Below are 15048 nucleotides of genomic sequence, written 5' to 3'. Positions count from 1 at the left end.
TCAGACTTCGCTGCGACCCAGCAGGCGCAGGACGCGGTTCAGCTTGTCCTTACCACCGATGCTGTCGTAGAACTTCGGCCATACCGCCTGAGTGGCACGATCGATGAACTCTTTCTCACCGTTGACCGGATCATGGATCTGCATGCCCTTGGCAGCCAGGTCCTTCTTGATGGCCGCTTCGCTGTCGCGCAGGAACTGGGCGCTGTGCTGCGTGGCTTCTTTACCGGCTTCGAGAATGGCTTTCTGAATCGCCGGCTTCTGATCCTGGAACACGGCCTCACTGACGATCAGCGGCTCGATCGAGAAGATGTAGCGCAGGTTGGTGATGTAATCCTGAACTTCATAGAACTTCATCGAGTGGATGGTCATGTACGGGTTGTCCTGGGCATCAACCACACGCTGTTGCAGCGCGGTGAAGGTCTCGGACCAGGCCATCGGGGTCGGGTTTACACCCCAGGACTTGTAAGTGTCGATCATGATCTCGTTCTTCGGAACACGAACCACAACGCCCTGCAGGTCTTCTACCGACTTGATCGGCTTTTTGGAGTTGGACAGTACCCGGAAACCGGAATAGGTCCAGCCGATGATGCGAACGCCGGCGTCACGTACGGTGTTTTCTACCAGCTCCTGACCCACTTCACCCTGAGTCAGCTCAACCGCTTCGTCCAGGCTCTGGATCACGTAGGGCAGGGTGAAGACACCGACGGTGGGAGAGAACGGGGTGATGTTGTTGATCGCCAGAATGGAGAAATCCAGGCTGCCGATGGCGGCATCGTTGACGGTGTCCTGCTCACTGCCCAGCTGACCGTTCAGGAACAGCTTGGCCTTGTGCTTGCCACCGGTCTTTTCTTTAAAGGCTTCGGCGAATTTCTTGCCCAGCTCATGCTGGGGGCTGCCACCGGCATCACCGACGGCGACTTTGAAGGTTTTGGCTTCGGCCATCACCGTCAACCCAGCGCTGAACAGCACCGCGGTAGAGAGAGAAAGTACTTTTGCTATCTTATTTTTGTAAGTCATCTGTAGCTCCGATTGAACGTTCTGTTCGTTAAAGGCCCGACTTCTGGCGGCCCGGACCAGCTCCCTGAAAGGGAGCTGAAACCGACGTCGAAAATCCCGTTTCCGGCACTTCGACCCCGATCGGCCACCCGATCGGTAACACCACTCGCCGGTCGGATCGGCCCGCCGGTCGAAAAGGGCTAAATAGAAAAAAGCACAACAAAAAAGAAAAATCCAGAGTTTTAATCTCAAATATGAAATTTATTTTTCTTTTTTCACACGACGGATAGCAACATCAGCAACTGATCCAGTAGCAAATCACCGCAGAGAGGCGATCCCAACAGGGTGCTGGAAGACAGCTTACGACACCCAGAAATTTTTATCGCTCAGCCCCTTTCAGATCATCTATCAAGCCAACCAAAACGCCCATTAACAGTCGCTTAACGACGTCCAGACAACTTTCACCAACGTGACAGCAACGGTTTGATGAACAGTCCACTTCGACTGGATATCCAGCTGTCGTTGATCACCAAATGCACTAAAAACAGCAGCTTATGACAACACCCAAAGACAAATGAAATTTATCTTTATTTTTTCATTAAAGTGAATATATCATGCTCACACTGAGCAGCCTGGCTGTACAAAAAAACAACAACCTGTGAATAGGAACTCCGCCATGTATGATCCCCTGATCTCCGCCGGACCCGGCAACGGCGAACCTCATACAACCTCTTACTGGGCCGCCAGCGCCGGTCCGGAACCCCAGGACGACGGGCCGATCAACTCGGACCGTACCGTCGAAGTCGCCATCATCGGTGCCGGCTACACCGGCCTGGCCGCCGGCCTCTATCTGGCCCGCGAACACGGTATTGAAGCCTGTGTGCTGGAAGCGAACCGCACCGGTTGGGGCTGCAGCGGTCGTAACGGCGGCTTTGCCCTCAAGGCAGGCGGACGTCTGTCTTATCAGAAGATGATCAAGCGTTGGGGCGAGCCGATGGCACGGCGGGTTTTCGACGAGATCGTCGAAGGGCTGGACCGGGTCCGCGACCTGATCCGGACCGAAAACATCGACTGCGATGCTCAGCCAGAAGGCCACCTGTGGGTCGCCCACCGCCCGGAAATGATGCAGCAGATCGAATCCGAGGCCCGCTTCCTGCGCGATCATTTCGGCTATCAGGCCGATGTGCTGTCGGCTTCCGATCTGGTCAGCAACCACTTCAGTGGTGACGAAGCCTACGGCGCGCTTCGCTTTCAGGACGGTTTTGGGGTCCATCCTCTGAAGCTGGCCTACGGCTATCAGCGTCTGGCCCGGGCAGCCGGTTGCAAGGTCCATGGATCGAGTCCGGTGATCGATTGGCAGCAGGACGGTGAGTATCAGGTGCTGGTCACCCCCGGTGGCCGGGTACGGGCCAAGAAAGTGATCTGCGCCACCAACGGCTACACCCCACCATCATTGCATCCGAAATTGAAGAATCGGACCTTCCCGGTGCTGTCCAACGTCATCGTCACCCGACCGCTGACCGAGCAGGAGCTGTCCGACAGCCGCTTCCAGAGCTCCGATGTGATCACCGACACCCGCACACTGCGGTTCTACTACCGCAAGCTGCCGGACAATCGGCTGCTGATCGGTGGCCGCAGCGCCATCACCGGACAAGATGCCGACAATCCGCGCCACAACCAGACCCTGATCGAGGCGCTGCAGCGCAAATTCCCGGCCCTGGATCAGATCAGCTACGACTACAACTGGGGTGGCTGGGTCTGTATCAGCTACGACGATATTCCCCACGTTTTCCAGACCGATCCGAGCGGCAAGGTGCTCTACGCCATGGGTTACGGCGGCAGCGGCGTATCTTTCAGCGTTCAGGCCGGTAAGCGCCTGGCAGAGAAGGTGGTTGGGATCACCGACGGGCACGACCTGCCGATCCTCAACAGCCCGCTTCCGAAGTTTCCGTTTGCTCCCTTCCGCCGTCTCGGCCAGCGGGCGCTGTACCACTACTACTACCACCGCGACGAGCATGGTCGACGCCAGCTTGTCACGCCATCGCAGCACCCCAAGCGGGCTTAACACTCTGCATTTAGCAGTGCACTTAACTTAACAACCCTAACGAGGAGATCCCCACCATGAAGATCGAATCCGTTGTCGCCTTTCGCGACCAACCGGTGCCGGCAGGCCCGTTCATCACCCCACCCGAACGGCTGCTGGAGGGTAACCCGGTCCAAACCATCGCCAACTACTTTACCGACGACAGCGAAAAGCTGATCTCCGGTGTCTGGGAAAGCGGCCCCGGCAAGTGGCAAGCGGTCAGCGATCGCAACGAGTTCTGCTACATCCTGTCCGGCCGAGTCGTGATCGCCGACGATCAGGGTGGTGCGAAAACCTTCACCGCCGGCGATGCCTTTGTGATCCCGAAAGGCTTCCAGGGCACCTGGGAAGTACTGGAGGATGCCCGCAAGTACTACGTGATCCTGTCTACCGACTGACCACTGAGGCGGGTGATACTGTTCGGTCGCCAGGCGGCGAACAACAGGCCGGGCTCTATACTTGGGAGGATTGTTCCAAGCAGAGCCGGCACCGATGCGTATCACCTTCGCCGATATCGAGATCGACACCGAGCGGTTCGAGCTGCGCCGAGCCTCTCAGCTTTGCCAAGCCGAACCCAAGGTGTTCGATCTGCTGCTGTTTCTGATCCAGCACCGGGGTCAGATATTCAACCATGATGCCCTGATCGAACAGGTCTGGAACGGCCGTCCGGTGGCCGAAACCACAATCTCGACCGCGATCAAGCAGGCCCGCCGGCTGGTCGGCGACGACGGCAGCAGCCAGCGCTTTATCCAAACCCTGCGCGGACGGGGCTATCGGTTCGATGCCGAGGTCAATATCCAAGACACATTCGAGCCAGCCTCCGGACCCGCTGAATCTGCCCCCCCATCAGGGGCCAATCACACCGCCGCTCCAGCGCTGCTGATCATGCCGCTGCGGGTACTGTCGGACCAGCTTGAGGTCGTCAGGCTAGCACAAACCCTGCCCACCGATCTGATAACCCTACTGGGACGTATTCCCTTACTGCAGCTTGGCCTGCACCCGAATGAACAAGGCCCTGCCGTATCGATGCTCAGCGCCCGTACCATCTATGAAACCTACGGGGTCGACTACCTGTTGGAGGGCACACTGATGGCATACCGGGAGGGTTTCCGCCTGCAGGCCCAACTGATCGATGCCCGTAGCGGCTTTCAACGCTGGGGCGAACAGTTCTTCCTCGAAGGGCCGTTTGACCGTGCCGTGGAGCAGGCGCCGCTGACGCTGATCGCCAAGCTCGAGCCCCAGCTGAATCGAGCCATCGCCGAAGCGGTCGAGTGCGATGACGGCGACCCGCAACGGCTGTTCCTTGCGGCCCACAGCCTGCTGTCATTGAAAGGCTGGCGTGATGAAGCCTTTGAAGAGGCTGCCACCCTGCTGCGACGCAGCCGCCGGCTGGCACCTGGATTCGCCCTGGCACCGGCGCTGTTGTCGCTGGTGATGGGGTTCGGTGATCGGATTCATTTGATCGGCCAACGCCAGCAAACCCGTGCCGAAGCCTTGGAAGCCGCCCAGACCGCCCTGAAACTGGATGACAGCGACTCGACCGTGCTCGGCTATGCCGGTTGCGCCATCGCCGATATCGGTGACAGCGAGCGGGCACTGCCGATTCTGCGCCAGGCGGTGGAGCTCAACTCCAGCAATGCCCAGGCCTGGGTTGCACTGGGTTCGGTTCATTTACTATCCGGTGAGCTGGACAGGGGTATCGAGCAACTACAACGGGGCATCAGCCTCAGCCCGCTCGACAGCCGCCTGGCGATCTGGGGGACGCTGTTGACCCTCGCACTGCTCAGAGCCGGACAACCGGAGCCCGCCTATCAACAGGGGCTGCTGGCCTGTCAGCGTGATGCTCGCAGCTACCTGCCACGGGTGGCGCTGGCCGCCGCCGAACTGTTGAACGGTGCGATGCCGGAGGCCGCCAAGCAGATGCGGCACGCTTACCGGATTAAACCCGACCTGCAGCAAGCCCAGGTCGACGCCTTGGTCGGCCGTAAACTGGGCGCGACGCTGACTCAACTGCACGGTTGAGCTGACGGCAGCGGGTCCAGCACAGCCCCGTCGCACAGTAACCCGCCAATCCCCAACTAATCCCCACCGAACCCTCAAGTTCACCGCCTCAGCTGAGCGTAATCTGATTCTCAGGCAGCGGCTCTATCCCCAACGAGTCGGTTCCAATCAGCCCAACCGGAGAACGATGATGCAAACTCTCTCAACAACCGAAACCCCCTTACCCGATTACACCGCCATCAAAGCCAAGCAACGTGCCACCTGGGGCGCCGGCGACTATAGCCGGGTCGGCGTTACCCTGCAGATCACCGGCGAAGAGCTGTGCGAAGCGTTGGATGTCCGCGCCGGCCAGCGGCTGCTGGATGTGGCCGGCGGTAACGGCAATGTTTCCTTGGCCGCCGCCCGCAGGTTCTGCAAAGTGGTATCGACCGACTATGTCGAAGCGCTGCTGCAACAATCCCAACTCCGGGCACAGGCCGAAGGGTTGGTGGTCGACTACCAACAGGCCGACGCCGAAGCGCTGCCATTCGATGACGCCAGCTTCGACTATGTGGTCTCCACCTTTGGAGTGATGTTCACCCCCGACCAGCAACGCGCCGCCGATGAACTGTTGCGGGTTTGCCGCCCCGGTGGCCGCATCGGGCTGGCCAACTGGACTCCGGAAGGATTTATCGGTCAGCTGTTCAAACTGATCGGCCGCTATGTTGCCCCCCCGGCAGGACTCGACTCACCAGCCCGCTGGGGCACCGAAGCGTTTGTGCAACAGCAATTCGGCCAGCGGGTCCGTCAGCTGCATGTCAGCCGCTGCCGATTCCATTTCCGCTATCAGTCGCCGCAACACTGGCTCGATGTATTCAGCCGCTATTACGGCCCCACGCTGAAAGCCTTCGAAGCATTAGCGCCGGAACTTCGTGACTCCCTTCGCGAAGACATCCTGACCCTGATCGCGCACTTCAATACTGCCGAAGACGGCAGCATGGTGGTGCCGTCCGAGTACCTGCAGATCGTGATCGATCGCTAAACAATGCCGCCAAAGCCTCGCCATGGATGGCAGAACTTAGTCACAACTCGATGAGGATAACGCCATGAATATCGCCACCAAGATGACCCACCTGCTCACCAGCGCCACGCTGCCGCGTCCGATCCTCCGCAAGCTGGTCACGGCCCACCAGCGCCGCTCCTGGTCCAAGGGCGATTACGGCCGAATCGGCACCACCCTGCAGATCGTTGGTGAACAATTGATGGAAGCCCTGGATCTACATGCCGGGCGCAGCCTGCTTGATGTGGCCGGCGGCAACGGCAATGCCTCGCTGGCAGCAGCAAGGCGTTACTGTGATGTCACCTCCACCGACTTCGTCCCGCAGCTGCTGCAGCAGGGTCACAACCGGGCCGTCGCTGAAGGTCTGGAAATGGCGGTTCAGGAGGCCGACGCCGAAGCCCTGCCATTTGAAGACGCCAGCTACGATTACGTGGTTTCAACCTTTGGGGTGATGTTCGCCCCACGCCAGCGTCTTGCTGCGGCCGAGCTGCAACGGGTCTGCAAACAGGGTGGCCGTATCGGCCTGGCCAGCTGGTGTCCCGACGGCTTTGTCGGCCAGTACTTTGAATTGCTGTGTCGCTACCGTCCGTTGCCCGACGGAGTAAAGATGCCCAGCCGCTGGGGAACCGAAGCCTTTATCGAAGAGCAGTTCGGCACGGCGAAACAGATCCGACACCATCGACGCCAGCTCAACTTCCGTTACCGCTCAGCCGCCCACTGGCAGTATGTCTTCACCACCTTCTGCGGTATGACCCTGCAGGTCTTGAAGAAACTCGATAAACCGACTGCAGCCAGGCTGATGGATGACATTCTGGCGCTGGCCGAACGATACAATCGAGCCAGCGATGGCACCTTGGTGATCCCTTCTGATTATCTGCAGACTGTCATTGAGCTCTGAATAACTGAGCTCTAACTATCGGCCGCTAAAGAATAGGAGAGTGGCTAACTGGTCACTCTTTGATCCAAATCACCCATGCTCGTCCGGTGCTTGGCAGGCTTTCAGCTCAGCCCGATGACTCTCTAGCGCGCCACTCAGCGAATCCAGATTCAGCTTGTCCTCCAACCCTTGCCATTGCAGGCGTTGATTCTCGCTGGTCAATTCCACGTTGAAGCTGTACTGCAACGCGTTAAACCCCAGCGTCACCGCAAATAAGACCGCAATAACCACCGCCGCATCCAGATTTAGAACAAACTGCTTTCTCACCGTTGACCCCCTGCTGCTAACAACCCATACCCGCCAGCAATATACCAGCATCCCCTTCTTTGGCCGAAACTGTAACAACCATCGCCAAACCCTCTCTAAGCTCTGTATTGAGTTCAGTCTGAACATTCGTTCAAAAAACACTTGAACGCTCGTTCAATGAAAACTAAGGTAGAGCTACGTACTAATCCTGAAACGGTAATGTCCGCCCTAGATCTGGAGCCCCCATGAGCACTTTTACCCTCCATACCCTGGAAACCGCCCCCGAGCAGAGTCAGCCGTTGCTGCAGAACTCCCAGCAGACGTTCGGCATGATTCCCGGGCTACACGCGGTCATGGCAGAAGCACCAACAGTGCTCGAAGCCTACAAAAACCTACACGAGCTGTTTCAAAACACCTCGTTCGATGCCGAAGAGTTAACCGTGGTTTGGCAGACGATCAACGTCGAGCACGGTTGCCACTATTGCGTACCGGCCCATACCGCCATCGCCAACATGATGAATGTGGACCCGACGTTGACCGATGCACTGCGCAACGGCGATGCCATGACCACACCAAAGCTGCAGGCGCTGCACGACACGACCCTGGCGATGCTGCGCCAACGCGGCCAACTTTCCGATAGCCAGATGCAAGCTTTCTTTGCCGCCGGCTACGGCCCACAGCAGTTATTGGAGATCACCCTGGGTATGGCCCAGAAGGTGATGAGCAATTACATCAACCACTTTGCCAACACACCGGTCGATCCGCCGTTCAAGCCCTTCGCCTGGGAAAAGAGCGACTGAGCAAGCACCACAGCCGTACTCTGTCTACAGTATTGGTGGGTATTCAAACTCTCTCGCGGTCTACCAGAGATAGGCAAGAGGGTCATACACCGGCTAGCGGAGTGCCATAACCTCCCGTTGGTTAAAGCTGTCCGACAGGAATCAACTGTTCTACCAGACCATTTAACCTTACCCAGCCGATGTACTTGGTCTGACTGTAAGAGGAAATCTCGATGAGCTTCAAACGTTCAACCCTGTACGGGGTAATGCTGACTGCGATCAGCGCTCAAGCACTGGCGCAAGACAGCATGGGCAGTTTTGTTGAAGATAGTAAGCTGGATGCTAAATTCCGGACCTTCTATTTCAACCGTGATTTTGAAGGCAGAAACGATGCCATTGCCGCCGCCCAGGCATTGCGACTGGACTATCAATCCGGCTACGCCTCCGACCTGATCGGCTTTGATGCCTCGCTGTTCGCCGTCGGCAAACTCAGCGGCGACACCGGTGAAGGCGGAACCGGAGTACTGCAAACCAACAGCGACGGCTCTCAGTCTGGCTATACCAAGATCGGTCAGGCCTACCTGAAACTGAAACTGGGCCAAGAAGCACAGCTCAAGGCCGGTCGGATGGTGACCGATACGCCACTGTTCAATGATTCAGATTCGCGGATCACGCCCAGCTCCACCCAGTTGGTGATGATCGATGGCGCCCTCAATGGGGTTGACCTGTACGGTATCTGGTCCGACAAGGCCAGCGCCAAAACCGAAGATGGTTTCCACCATTACGTCGACAATCAGGGCAACGACTACGAAGTGATCGTAGTTGGTGGCGGCTACACCTTCGACAATCAGCTCTCGGTCCATGCCGCCCATGGCGAGGCGGACAACGTCCTCCGGCAGACCTACTTCAATATCAGCTACCCGATGGAGCTGGCCCAGGAGATGACCCTGCTGTTGGACGCCCATCACTATATCGGTAAGGCCGATGGCGATGGTGCGCTGGATTCGGTCGGCAGTGACTATGACAGCGACCTGACCAACCTGGCCGCGCAGCTGCGCTACCAGCAGATGAAGTTCACCCTCTCCTACCAGGCGGTCAACGGCGATGAATACGAAGAGTCCTGGGACGGTTTCACCCATGACGACAATAGTCTGGTGACCTGGAACTCGGTCCAGCGGCTGGATTTTGACCGCGCCGACGAAAGGTCCTGGCAGGCGCGCTTCGACTACAAGTTCAAGTCCGTACCCGGCCTGAGCTTTATGACCCGCTATACCCGCGGCGATAATATCGATACCGGTGCAGGTCCGGACGGCAAAGAGTGGGAGCGCAATGTCGAAATGCGCTACAACTTCCCGTACGTTGAGGGGCTGTCGCTGCGCTGGCGTAACTCGACGGTGCGCTCCACCGAGACCAGCAACACCGATGAGAATCGTCTGATTCTGAACTACAACATCGCGCTGCTGTAATCGGGCGGGAAGGTGATTAACAGGCCTAGAGCTCGTTCACCTGAAACGAGCGGGCCTGTTATCCCTGGGACCAAGCAGGGCGGTTAAGCTACCCGACCTGCAAAGCTCTGTCGTAACTTAACAGTCGCGAGGCTGAGCTGGTAACGTTCGATAACGTAACACATCCAGACAAACACCACGCAGGTAAGCCAATGCCGTTCACCCTGGCCTTTGATGTTTATGGCACCCTGATCGATACCCACGGCGTAGTCGCCCAACTGCAAGCACTGATTGGCGACCGAGCTCAGGGGTTTTCCAGCCGCTGGCGTGAAAAGCAGCTCGAATATGCCTTCCGTCGCGGCCTGATGCAGAACTACGCCAGTTTCGCCGTCTGTACCAGCCAAGCATTGGATTACACCTGTCACGAGCAGGGGGTAGCGCTGAGCGCCGAGCAGAAACAACAGCTGTTGCAGATCTATAAAACCCTGCCGGCATTCGATGATGTGAAGCAGAGCCTGAACGAACTTCAGGCGATGGGTTGCCGCCTGTTCGCGTTCTCAAACGGCACCGCCGAGGCTGTCGATCAGTTATTGCAGAACGCCGGAATCCGGCAGTTCTTTATCGACATCATCAGCGTTGATGAGCTGAAGTCCTTTAAACCCAACCCGGCGGTCTACAGCCACTTCCTACGCCAATCCGATGCCAAGGCCTCCAGCGCCTGGCTGATCTCGAGCAACCCGTTCGACGTGATCGGATCGATCTCGGCGGGCATGCGCTCGGCCTGGGTACAACGCAGCAGTAACGCCCAGTTCGACCCCTGGGGTATCGACCCGACCCTGAAGGTATCCAGCTTGAGTCAACTACCGCAGCAGCTGGCCGAGCAAACTGATTAATCCCCCTCGGCAATCACTGACCCTAGGAGCCTAGCCCGCCATGCGCCAGCAGATCGATTACTACTTTACCAGCATCTCTCCCTTCGCTTACCTGGGCCACAGGGCCTTGCTGCGGATCGCTCAAGAGTACGGGGCCGAGATTCGTTACAAGCCGGTCAAATTGAGCCAGGTCTTCACCGCCGCCGCTGTCGTTCCCTTGGCACAGCGCCCGGTATGCCGGCAGCAATACCGGTTATTGGAGATCGGACGCTGGGCCAAAAAGCGCGGCCTGCCGGTGAACCAGCAACCAGCTCACTTTCCCACCGATCCCAGTCTGGCCGACCGTTGTGCCGTCGCCATCCAGCAGCAGGGAAGGGATGCCGGAGATTTTATCGGCCGGGTTCTAGCCGCCTGCTGGGCCGAAGAGAAGAATATCGCTGACGAAGCGGTGATCCGACAGATCCTAGGCGATCTGGATCTCGATGCGCTGACTCTGCTGGAACAAGCGAAGACCGAGGCTGTTGAAACGATTTACGCTGCGAATACTACCGCGGCGATAGAGCAGGGTGTACTTGGAGCGCCTGCCTACCTGCTCAATGGTGAACAGTTCTGGGGACAGGATCGGTTGGAATTACTGGCGGATGCGCTGAGATAACGTTATCGATAGCTGGATTGTGGATAACGGTGCTTGTGGATAAGCACCGTTATCCTGAGTCCGATTATTCCACCGTCACCGACTTGGCTAGGTTACGGGGCTGGTCAACATCGGTCCCTTTCAACACCGCGACGTGGTACGACAGCAGCTGTAGCGGGATGGTATAGAGGATCGGCCCCACCAGGCTGTGGACATGGGGAAGCTCCAGGGTGTGGATACCCTCACCGTTATCCAGCCCGGCCGCCTGGTCGGCAAACACATACAGCTCACCGCCACGGGCCTGAACCTCCTGCATGTTAGCCTTGAGCTTCTCCAGTAGGCTGTTGTTGGGCGCAACCACTATCACCGGCATCTCCTTGTCAACCAACGCCAACGGGCCGTGCTTGAGCTCACCGGCCGGGTAGGCTTCGGCGTGGATATAGGAGATCTCTTTGAGCTTCAGAGCCCCTTCCATCGCCACCGGGTACATCGCTCCACGACCCAGGAACAGGCTGTGATTCTTGTCGGCAAAGCGTTGCGACAGGGTTTCGATCGCGGAGTCTAATGACAACACCTGCTCGAGCTGTTGCGGTAGACGTTTCAGTGCGCTGACCAGCTCAGACTCCTGCTCCGCCGAGATACCGTGCCGGCGTCCCAGCACCAGAGCAGTCAGCAGCAGTGCCACCAGTTGGCTAGTGAAAGCCTTGGTGGAGGCAACGCCGATCTCGGGGCCAGCATTGGTCATCAGCGACAGGTCGGATTCGCGTACCAGTGAACTACCGGGAACATTACAGATCGTCAGACAGGCCAGGAAACCGGCCTCTTTGGCTTCCCGCAGTGCCGCCAGAGTATCGGCGGTTTCACCGGACTGGGAGATGGTCAGGAACAGGCTGTTGGGCAGTACCACGGTCTTGCGGTAGCGGTACTCGCTGGCCACTTCGATCTGACAAGGAATTCCAACCAGCTCTTCGATCCAGTATTTGGCGATCATCCCAGCATGGTAGCTGGTTCCGCAGGCGATAATCTGGACCGACTGGACGCGATCAAAGATGGCTTTGGCTTCGGCACCGAACGCTTGCTCCAGCACCGCTTCCTTACCCAGGCGGCCTTCCAATACTGCTTCAACCACCGCCGGTTGCTCCATGATCTCTTTCATCATGTAGTGGCGGTATTCGCCTTTGTCGGTGGCGTCCTGGCCGTGCTCGTATCGCAGCACCTCATGTTCGACCGGCTCGCCGGCACGGTTTCGGACCGACACAGATTCCAACCGCACCTCGGCCAGATCACCCTCATCGAGGTAGATAAACTGGTCGGTGACCTGCAGCATCGCCAGCGGATCGGAGGCGATAAAGTTCTCACCGATACCGATGCCGATCACCAGTGGACTGCCCATTCGCGCCGCCATGATTAGATCCGGCTGTTGCTGATCGATGATCGCCAGCGCGTAAGCACCGTCTAGCTGAGCGATGGTCTGCTTAACCGCTTCGGGAAACTCAACGCCTTGATTAAGCTTGTCATGGACCAAGTGAGCGATCACTTCGGTATCCGTATCGGATGCAAACTCAACGCCTTTGGCGATCAGTCCATTCTTGAGAGGCTCGAAGTTTTCGATAATGCCGTTGTGAACCACCGCCACCCGGCCATCGGCCAGGTGCGGATGGGCATTGCGCTCTTCCGGCTTACCGTGGGTAGCCCAACGGGTATGGGCGATACCCAGGCTACCCTGCAACGGTTGTTGTCCCAGCGCCGCTTCCAGCTCCGCCACCTTGCCGGAACGGCGGGTGCAGTGAATCTGTCCGTCAGCCTGATCCCGCACAGCCATCCCGGCCGAGTCATAACCACGGTATTCCAGCCGCTTGAGGCCTTCCAGCAAGATGCCGGAGACCTGACGTTGCGCGATCGCGCCCACAATGCCACACATAGTCTGATCTATCCTGATACGAAGTTAGTGGGTTTATCCTAGCCTGGGTAAGGCTGCTTAAGCCTTCTTCTCGGGTCGTTTCCAGCCCGATAGATTGGCCTGACGACCGCGGGCCACACCCAGCGCACCGTCATCAATCGATTTGGTAATGGTCGAGCCCGCACCGGTCGTTGCGCCTTCACCGACTCGGACCGGAGCGACCAGCGAACTGTTGGAGCCGATAAAGGCGTTATCGCCAATCTCGGTCTGGAACTTGTTGACCCCATCATAGTTGCAGGTAATGGTTCCGGCACCAACATTAACCCCGGAACCCAGGATCGCATCGCCTACGTAACTCAGGTGATTGATCTTGGAGCCTTCGCCGACCAGGGTCTTCTTGGTTTCGACGAAGTTGCCGATCTTCGCCTTGGCTGCCAACTTGGTTCCTGGACGCAGTCTTGCGAAGGGGCCGATATCGCAATTTTCGCCCACCTCGGACTCATCCAGCATCGAGTTCGGCTTGATCTGGGTTCCGTCAGCAACGGTGCTGTCCTTGATCACACAATTGGCGCCGATGCTGACGTTGCTGCCGATCCGTACCTTACCTTCCATAATCACGTTGACGTCGAGACTGGAGTCGTTACCAATCTCGATATCGCCACGGAAATCGACCCGTGCCGGATCGGCCAGCGTGACCCCCTGAGTCATCCAATGATCGGCCTGCTGCAACTGGTGCCAGCGTTCCAGTTCGGCCAGCTGCAGGCGGTTGTTAACGCCTTGTACTTCCTGCTCGCAACTGGGCTGAACCGCTTCAATCGGCTTGCCGGCTTCTGCAGCCATGGCGATGATGTCGGTCAGGTAGTACTCGCCCTGGGCATTGTCGGATGACAGCTGGGGTAACCACTGCTTTAGCCAAGCCGCCGGTAATGCCAGGATGCCGGTGTTGATCTCACGGATGGCCAGCTCCGCCTCACTGGCGTCCTTATGCTCGACGATCGCCACCACCTGATGATCGTGGTCGCGGACGATACGGCCGTAGCCGGTCGGATCGGCCAGATCAACCGTCAGCAGTGCCAATGCCTGCTGTCTCGCTCGATTCACCAAGCCCTTGAGCGTGTCGTATTGAGTTAGTGGAACATCCCCATAGAGGATCAATGCCACCGCATCATCGGCAACATCGGGAATCGCCTGATCCACCGCATGCCCGGTTCCCAGCTGCTCGGTCTGCTCCACCACATTGAGCCGATGCTGACCCATACCACTGTCCAGGTAGGCCCGCAGCTGATCGCTGCCGTGCCCGACCACCACATGGGTTACTGCGGCATCTAATCGGGCTGCGGTATCGATCACATGGCCAACCATCGGCTTACCGGCAATCGGATGCAGCACTTTCGGGAGTTTGGACTTCATGCGGGTGCCCTGGCCGGCCGCCAGGATGATCACTTCCAGTGACATTCAGGGTTCCTCGGGGTTGTAGATAACCGACAGTGGATTAACCGTCAACGCAAGATGATACCAACTTGGATCAGGCGTTACCGTAGTTTTACCCTATCTCGGTGACAATTTGATCTACATCTGTTGTCGATAAACTTGAGCCACAAAAAAAGCGACCCGAGGGTCGCTTTTCGAATGCAGTGGCAGGTCGAGCCTGCCGGCCAGGTCGTTAACCGACCTTTTTGCGAATCTGACGAATGGTGCGCAGTTGTGCAGCAGCTTCGGCCAGTTGGGACGCAGCCTTGGAGTATTCGAACTCCGCGGTCTGATCCTTCATTGCCTGCTCTGCCTGACGCATCGCTTCTTCAGCAGCAGCCTCGTTCATGTCGTGAGCGCGCAGTGCGGTATCCGCCATGATGGTGACCTTGTTGGGTTGAACCTCAAGGAAACCACCGGAGACGTAGAACACCTGCTCTTCGCCGCCCTGCTTTTTCAGCTCGACAGGACCTGGGTTGATCTCTGTAAGTAGAGGAGCGTGACCCGGAGTAATACCCAGGTCACCCAGGCTACCTGTCAGAGATACGAACTCGATCAGACCGGAGAAGATCTCCTCTTCCGCGCTGACAATATCGCAATGAACAGTCATAGCCATCTTTTATGCCTCTTTTGGTGTCTGAAAACA

The 15048-nt window shown here is 57.9% G+C and carries 14 protein-coding genes; 9 read left to right on the top strand and 5 right to left on the bottom strand.

The window, feature by feature from the left end:
* On the bottom strand, nucleotides 1-1017 hold the full coding sequence (locus tag DV711_RS14575) for a TRAP transporter substrate-binding protein (RefSeq protein ID WP_114696456.1): 1017 nt from the start codon (nucleotides 1015-1017) through the stop codon (nucleotides 1-3).
* 655 nt (nucleotides 1018-1672) lie between these two features.
* Here DV711_RS14575 and DV711_RS14570 point away from each other — a divergent pair.
* From DV711_RS14570 to DV711_RS14550, 5 genes are all read left to right on the top strand, one after another.
* Nucleotides 1673-3061 carry an NAD(P)/FAD-dependent oxidoreductase gene (locus tag DV711_RS14570; protein WP_114696455.1) on the top strand — a complete coding sequence of 463 codons (1389 nt, stop codon included), beginning with the start codon at nucleotides 1673-1675 and terminating at the stop codon, nucleotides 3059-3061.
* A gap of 56 nt (nucleotides 3062-3117) precedes the next feature.
* On the top strand, nucleotides 3118-3477 hold the full coding sequence (locus tag DV711_RS14565; RefSeq protein WP_114696454.1) for a cupin domain-containing protein: 360 nt from the start codon (nucleotides 3118-3120) through the stop codon (nucleotides 3475-3477).
* Between the two features lie 94 nt (nucleotides 3478-3571).
* Nucleotides 3572-5101: a winged helix-turn-helix domain-containing protein gene (locus tag DV711_RS14560; RefSeq protein ID WP_114696453.1), complete on the top strand. Its 1530-nt coding sequence runs from the start codon at nucleotides 3572-3574 to the stop codon at nucleotides 5099-5101.
* A gap of 169 nt (nucleotides 5102-5270) precedes the next feature.
* Nucleotides 5271-6101, top strand: a complete 831-nt coding sequence (locus DV711_RS14555) for a class I SAM-dependent methyltransferase (protein ID WP_207802649.1) — start codon at nucleotides 5271-5273, stop codon at nucleotides 6099-6101.
* 64 nt (nucleotides 6102-6165) lie between these two features.
* Nucleotides 6166-7017, top strand: coding sequence for a class I SAM-dependent methyltransferase (locus DV711_RS14550; RefSeq protein ID WP_207802648.1), 852 nt, complete (start codon nucleotides 6166-6168; stop codon nucleotides 7015-7017).
* A 69-nt stretch (nucleotides 7018-7086) separates the two neighbouring features.
* Here DV711_RS14550 and DV711_RS14545 read toward each other — a convergent pair whose 3' ends face one another.
* Nucleotides 7087-7323 (bottom strand): hypothetical protein, encoded by a 237-nt coding sequence (locus tag DV711_RS14545; RefSeq protein WP_133297466.1) that lies wholly within the window; start codon nucleotides 7321-7323, stop codon nucleotides 7087-7089.
* A gap of 224 nt (nucleotides 7324-7547) precedes the next feature.
* On the opposite strand from DV711_RS14545, the gene DV711_RS14540 reads away from it, so the two are divergent.
* The 4 genes from DV711_RS14540 (at nucleotide 7548) to DV711_RS14525 (ending at nucleotide 11053) form a co-directional block, all read left to right on the top strand.
* On the top strand, nucleotides 7548-8102 hold the full coding sequence (locus tag DV711_RS14540; protein WP_114696450.1) for a carboxymuconolactone decarboxylase family protein: 555 nt from the start codon (nucleotides 7548-7550) through the stop codon (nucleotides 8100-8102).
* A 212-nt stretch (nucleotides 8103-8314) separates the two neighbouring features.
* Nucleotides 8315-9547, top strand: coding sequence for an OprD family outer membrane porin (locus DV711_RS14535; RefSeq protein ID WP_114696449.1), 1233 nt, complete (start codon nucleotides 8315-8317; stop codon nucleotides 9545-9547).
* Between the two features lie 191 nt (nucleotides 9548-9738).
* Nucleotides 9739-10419 carry a haloacid dehalogenase type II gene (locus tag DV711_RS14530; protein WP_114696448.1) on the top strand — a complete coding sequence of 227 codons (681 nt, stop codon included), beginning with the start codon at nucleotides 9739-9741 and terminating at the stop codon, nucleotides 10417-10419.
* Between the two features lie 40 nt (nucleotides 10420-10459).
* Nucleotides 10460-11053, top strand: coding sequence for a 2-hydroxychromene-2-carboxylate isomerase (locus DV711_RS14525; RefSeq protein ID WP_114696447.1), 594 nt, complete (start codon nucleotides 10460-10462; stop codon nucleotides 11051-11053).
* Nucleotides 11054-11117: 64 nt separating this feature from the next.
* Here the strand turns inward: DV711_RS14525 and glmS are convergent, their stop codons facing one another.
* From glmS to DV711_RS14510, 3 genes are all read right to left on the bottom strand, one after another.
* A complete protein-coding gene (glmS, locus tag DV711_RS14520) occupies nucleotides 11118-12953 on the bottom strand; it encodes a glutamine--fructose-6-phosphate transaminase (isomerizing) (protein WP_114696446.1) in 1836 nt (611 codons plus the stop codon).
* A gap of 57 nt (nucleotides 12954-13010) precedes the next feature.
* The gene (gene glmU / locus DV711_RS14515) at nucleotides 13011-14387 is read right to left on the bottom strand and encodes a bifunctional UDP-N-acetylglucosamine diphosphorylase/glucosamine-1-phosphate N-acetyltransferase GlmU (RefSeq protein WP_114696445.1); all 1377 of its coding nucleotides are present in this window, start codon (nucleotides 14385-14387) and stop codon (nucleotides 13011-13013) included.
* 208 nt (nucleotides 14388-14595) lie between these two features.
* Complete coding sequence (locus DV711_RS14510; protein ID WP_114696444.1) at nucleotides 14596-15018, bottom strand: F0F1 ATP synthase subunit epsilon; 423 nt, start codon at nucleotides 15016-15018, stop codon at nucleotides 14596-14598.
* Between the last annotated feature and the right edge of the window lie 30 nt (nucleotides 15019-15048).

Origin of the sequence: Motiliproteus coralliicola (assembly GCF_003345655.1) — a bacterium.
In the GTDB taxonomy this organism is placed as follows: Bacteria; Pseudomonadota; Gammaproteobacteria; order Pseudomonadales; family Balneatricaceae; genus Motiliproteus; species Motiliproteus coralliicola.
Note: the sequence above shows the minus strand (reverse complement) of the source record. Positions and strands in the feature narration are given on the sequence as shown.